This window comes from Streptomyces sp. PA03-1a (assembly GCF_033792805.1).
Lineage (GTDB): Bacteria > Actinomycetota > Actinomycetes > Streptomycetales > Streptomycetaceae > Actinacidiphila.
In genome coordinates this window covers 1-5,068 of sequence record NZ_JARAVO010000392.1, presented here as the reverse complement: position 1 = coordinate 5,068, position 5,068 = coordinate 1, and the positions used below count along the sequence as shown (strand labels likewise).

Below are 5,068 nucleotides of genomic sequence, written 5' to 3'. Positions count from 1 at the left end.
ACTCGGCCGCCTGACCCCCGTCGAATTCGAGACCGTCATGACCCCACCGGCCGTCCAGGCCGCGTGACCGAACCTGTCACCCAAACCTGCAGCAGACCCTTTGGTGGGTCGTACGAGTTGCGGCTGGGTGTCGATGAGGCGGAGGCGTTGGGCGGGGTCGGGCTGATTCGTTCGGCGATGCGTGCGGCGGCGCGGTCGTTGGGCTGGTCGCGGTTGCAGACCTACGGTGGTTCCTATCCGCAGGTTGCCGTGGCGGGGGTGGTGGATCGGCGGGAGATCCCGGAGGAGTTCGCCGGGGTCGTCGAGGACTACCGGATGGAGCGGATGAGAGCCATGGCTGAGGTGATGTCGCAGACGCTGCAGGACGGCAGGCGCAGGTCGGTGCCGGGTTCTGTGTTCGTGACGACACAGGAGTTCCGTGCTGCCTTCGCCGAGAGCGTGCCGGGGTGAAGCGAGAGCGGGCGACTCGGCTGCTTGAGGACGTGATTGCTCGTCTTGAGCAGGGCGGTTGGCCGCTGGGTCTGGTGGACGAGGTGTACGTGTTCGGGTCGTACGCGCGGGGGGCGCTGGATCCGGGTGACGTCGATGTCGTGGTTGAGCACGGCACGGACAAGCGGTGGCTGGGGGAGTCCCTGCACGCGTCGATCAACGGGCGCGATGCGTATGTGAGCATGCGGCAGGCACTGCGTGGCCGCACCCGGGGTATCGCCTTCCAGTTCCGGGGGCGTGATTCGTTGCGCGCCGAGGGGTTCGAGTTGTTCTTGCTGTGGCGCAGGGGCGAGTCTTTCGCGCTGGCCCGGGAGCGCCTGTCCTCTTTGCAGGAGGACCCTTCGGCAGGCCGGGCTCTGCGAGATCACATGCTGGCGGCGTTCGAGGGCGTGGACAGCCTTGTGCCGAGGCCGGCGAGGATCGAACTGTTCAACCGTCATGAGGCAGGACGCGTCACGGTGACGCCGCTCACGCTCCGCGACGGGGTTCCCTTCGATGAGGAAGCCGCTCTTCATGTGAGGCGCCGTTGGGTGGAGACCAGTCCGCTGCGCCGGGCTGCGGCGTGCGCGCTGGCCACGCTGGAGGATCAGGGCGTCGACTTGGGCGGTGTCGTTCTGCACGGTAAGCGGCTGTTCGGCCGTGGCCGGCCCGAGCGCTGTTTCGTGGATCTCGGCTGGAACAGCTTCTGGCACATGGGGCGCCGTCTCGATGCTGGCATGAGCTGGCTGGAGGTCATGCGCCCGCACGTGACCAAGCCCATGGACGCGCTGCTCATCCGGCCCGTTCCGCGCTGACAGACGCCGAGTCCCCCCGGGGCATACGTGTCGGCGGACGGTTGGATTTTCCCGCTCGTGGTCATGTCAGCCCCCCGTCATGGCCATTTCAGTTGGGTGCAGCTCCTTTCGAGGGACAGGCTGAGCTGGGCATTTGTCGGTTGGGCTCGACTGCTGGTCGTGGAGATCCTTTCGGAACCAGCAGGTCACGCCCGCGCGCCGGATCAAGATCGACAGCGCCGAGGGTGCCGGTTACCACGGAGTCGCTCATTCGTGCTCGTCCTGAAATATCCCGCGACCTGCGTAGACGCCCGCCGCGCCCAAGCACAGCAGCGAGAGCATGACAACAATGACGCCGTACTGGCCCAGCTTCGCACCCCCGATGAAGAAGCCGACGGCCAGCGCCAGATAGAAGAGCGAGCACGCCGCGGCCACCCAGCGATTCGTCTTGGACCGCGCGTTGATCCGGGCGAAGAACGCATGGCGTCGCGCGGCCCGACGATCAGTCCGCGCGATCCGGGCGAGGCGTTCCTCGGAGATGGTGACGGCAGTGCCGGCCACCTTGTCGACCGGCCCCGACGCCCCGATGAGCGCGACAGCGGGCACGGATTTTTTCGGGACAGCCAAGTCGATCACCTGCGTCCCCTGGGAAATCCGCAGCACGCCGTTCTTTCGCTGGAGGTTGAAACCGGGGTTGAGCGTTGCCGACGTCGGACTTGGGCCGACGTGGCAGGTGCTGTCAAAGATGTAGGCGCGGAGCGACAAGAACCACGGATCGACGACTAACCCCGTTTTATCGCCCACCAGAAACACTGTGGCCTGGCGCCAGCTCAGCCGCCCGACCTCCCTCACCCACCCCCTGTCCGTGATCTGCTGCGTGACGCCCCAGCGTTCCTCGACCGCGATCTGCGCGGGCTTCAGCAGAAACCCGGGTTCGAAGGCAGGACGGCCGGTATTGCGTGGCCGGATATCCCCCCGCCAACGCAGCCGACGAGGCACGATCGTCACGCCGATCGCCATCACGATGAAGGCTGCAATGCCCCCCAACGTCAGCACCGGGCCCATCGGTCCGTCGCCGATCACGGCCACGCCAGCTAGCAGCGCGCCCATCCACGCCAAGGCCCCGAGCATCAGTACCGCGTCCACGTCGTCAGCCCCCCGCCCCTCGCCCCACGGCTCGAAAGATATCGGCAAATCCTATGGGTGCAGCTCCTTTCGAGGGACAGGCTGAGCTGAGCATTTGTCGGTTCGGCTCGACTGCCGGCCGTGGAGATCCTTTCGGAACCAGCAGGTCACGCCCGCGCGCCGGATCAAGATCGACAGCGCCGAGGGTGCCGGTCACCGCGGGACCCGCTGTCGTGGTCGAGTCGATCACTCGGGCGTACCTCAAGCCGCAGTTCACGCAGGTAGGGCCGTCCCCCCAAAGGAGCCACACCCATTTCAGTTCCCCGCTCGCGGGTACTTTGTGCACGGAACGTGAGGTCATCCTCGCCGGTGCTCGCCCCACCACGGCAGGATCGGAGGCAGGTCGCTGAGCCCGCGGGCTGGCCGCTTCGGCATCGGTGACTCGCCGTCGTCTCCGTCCCAGCGGCGTGCGTATTGGTCCGGGAGGCTGCCCCAGCCCCAGTAGGGAACCGGGCGGTCGGAGACCTCGCCAAGTTCGTCGAGAGGATCGATGTGCTTGTCCGCCACCGTGCACAGGTGGGTCCAGTCGTCGCCCATGTCGAAGACGTAGGCGAACTGCGCGCCGGCCTGCAGCCTGTTGAGCTTGGTGGCGTGGCCGTCCACGGTGTTGTCCGGGGCGTCGCCGTCCCACCAGTCCAGGGGGCTGACCCGGGTGCCGTCGGACAGCGTGAACAGGTGCAAGTGGGCCAGGTCCCAGCGGCCGAAGGCGAGATCGATGGCTGTGGCGAACTGAGCGAAGGAGTGCGAGCGTGCGGCGGCCAAGACCCGGCCGGGGCGTGGCCATAGATCTGCTCCGTGCCCGGAGACCAGTTCCACCCGGATGGACAGCCAGGTACGTGCCACGACCTCAACTCCTTATGTGCCAGGTCCGCGAGCGGGAACGAGGCTACTGAGTGTGACTGCCGCGTGGGGAATCGAGCTGGCCGTACGTGGGGAAATCCGTCCTGGCCGCCGACAGGCATACGCGTCGTCGGTGTCGCAACCCCGGCCTCTGGATTGCCTTCGATCGTGTGCCGGGGATCGGCGTGTCGGCCTGGATGCGGCGGGTTGTGGACATCTCCCACAGCAGACGGTGCCTTGATTCGCCGGGGGTGGTGGGTGGTGTCCGGTCAGGTGCCGGCCTGTGACGATGATTCTCCCGGCCGGTGGGCGGGTTCGGGTCGTGAGGGTGCGGTGGCCCGGCTGCTGGCCCTGGACGCCAGGGGGGAACTGACCACCGGCCATGCCCGGCTTGTTGCTTCGGCTCTGGGCGTGTCCTTGCGGACGGTGTGGAACTGGGTTGCCGTCGGCCGCAGGGAAGGACGTCTGTCCCCTCGCGGTCGTTCGAGGGTCACGGTGACTGCTGATCTGCGTGCCCGGTTGGCAGTGTGGGGCGGGAACGTGGCCGCGGTCCACCGGGAACTGGTCGCCGAGGCCGAGGAAGCCAGCAAGGCGGGGGCGGTGCCGTCTGTGCGGACCTTGCAGCGCGCGGCGCGCCTGGATCTGTCGGCGGGGGAGCGGGCTGGCCTGCGGGCAGGGGAGGCAGGCCGGCGTGGTCATGACGTGTACGGGAAGCGTCCGCCGGTGCATCGCAATGCGTGCTGGGAGGGGGATCACAAGCGGGTCCCGGTACGGGTGGATGTCGAGGGCCGGGCGGCGTGCCCGTGGGTGACATGGTTCATCGATGTCGCGACGAAAGTGATCGTGGGGGTGGCCATCACCCCGCACGAGCCGGCCCGCGACGCCGTGCTGGCGGCGCTGCGGACAGGGATCAGCCGCGCCGGTCCCCATGGGCCCTGGGGTGGGCTGCCGGCCGTGGTGCGGGTGGACCGTGGGAAGGAGTTCTTGTGCCGGGCGGTGTCGCGGGCGCTGGGCGCCTTCGCGGTCCCGGTGGAGGACCTGCCGGCCTACACGCCGTACCGCAAGGGCACCATCGAGCAGCTGAACGACGCGGTGGACGAGATGTTCCTGGTCTCCCTTCCCGGCTACACCCGCCGTGCCCGCCCCGTGGGAGCTCACCGTCCCGACCAGGTGGAGGACCTGCTGTCCTTCGCGGACTTCGTCGAGGTGCTGCTGGGCTGGGTGCGGTGGTGGAACACACAGCACCGGCCCACCGGCCTTCCACCGGGGCTGACGCCGGCGGCAGCCTGGGAGGCGGATCCAGCCCCGGTAGAGGACGTGGACGAGAAACTGCTGGCGTTCTTCGCGCTGGAGGACGACGGCAGGGTGCGGAAGATCTCGACGAACGGGATCAGGTGGCGGCGACGCTGCTACATCGCGCCCTGGATGGTCGGGCACGTCGGCACACGGGTCCGGCTGCGGTACCTGCCGCACTATGACGGGAACATCGAGGTCTTTTCCACCGACCAGCCCGGCCGCCACCTGGGCACCGCCTACCTCGCGGACGAGGCGACACTGGAGCAGCGCAGAGAACTGGCCTCGGTCAGGGAGAAGAAAGCCCGCGCGCTGAAAGCCGACCTGAAGGCGGCGGAGAAGCTGCGCCGGACCCGCTACACGGCCCAGACCGCGCCGGGCACTCCGCGTCCGCGGCGCAACGTGACCGAGCAGCAGGCCCGAGCTGAGATCACCCGCGCGAAGGCGACCGACCTGGCAGCCCGCGCACTGCCGGACCTGATCCCTCC

4 protein-coding genes and 1 pseudogene are annotated in these 5,068 nt (G+C 68.3%); 3 read left to right on the top strand and 2 right to left on the bottom strand.

All coding sequences use genetic code 11. The features are described 5' to 3' along the window. Nucleotides 1–450 (top strand): annotated as a pseudogene (locus PV341_RS43710) (hypothetical protein); the annotation flags it as partial. Continuing rightward, on the top strand, nt 447–1,283 hold the full coding sequence (locus tag PV341_RS43705) for a nucleotidyltransferase domain-containing protein (protein ID WP_500360818.1): 837 nt from the start codon (nt 447–449) through the stop codon (nt 1,281–1,283). The pseudogene PV341_RS43710 and the gene PV341_RS43705, both read left to right, overlap by 4 nt. A 246-nt stretch (nt 1,284–1,529) precedes the next feature. On the opposite strand, the gene PV341_RS43700 is transcribed toward PV341_RS43705, so the two are convergent. Beyond that, entirely contained in the window at nt 1,530–2,408 is an 879-nt protein-coding gene (locus PV341_RS43700) for a hypothetical protein (RefSeq protein WP_500360816.1), read from the bottom strand. Between the two features lie 336 nt (nt 2,409–2,744). Beyond that, a complete protein-coding gene (locus PV341_RS43695) occupies nt 2,745–3,209 on the bottom strand; it encodes an IS1096 element passenger TnpR family protein (protein ID WP_500360815.1) in 465 nt (154 codons plus the stop codon). A gap of 885 nt (nt 3,210–4,094) precedes the next feature. Here PV341_RS43695 and PV341_RS43690 point away from each other — a divergent pair. Then, nucleotides 4,095–5,068, top strand: a 974-nt coding sequence (locus tag PV341_RS43690) for a TnsB C-terminal domain-containing protein (RefSeq protein ID WP_500360814.1), incomplete at its 3' end; no start/stop codon positions are given.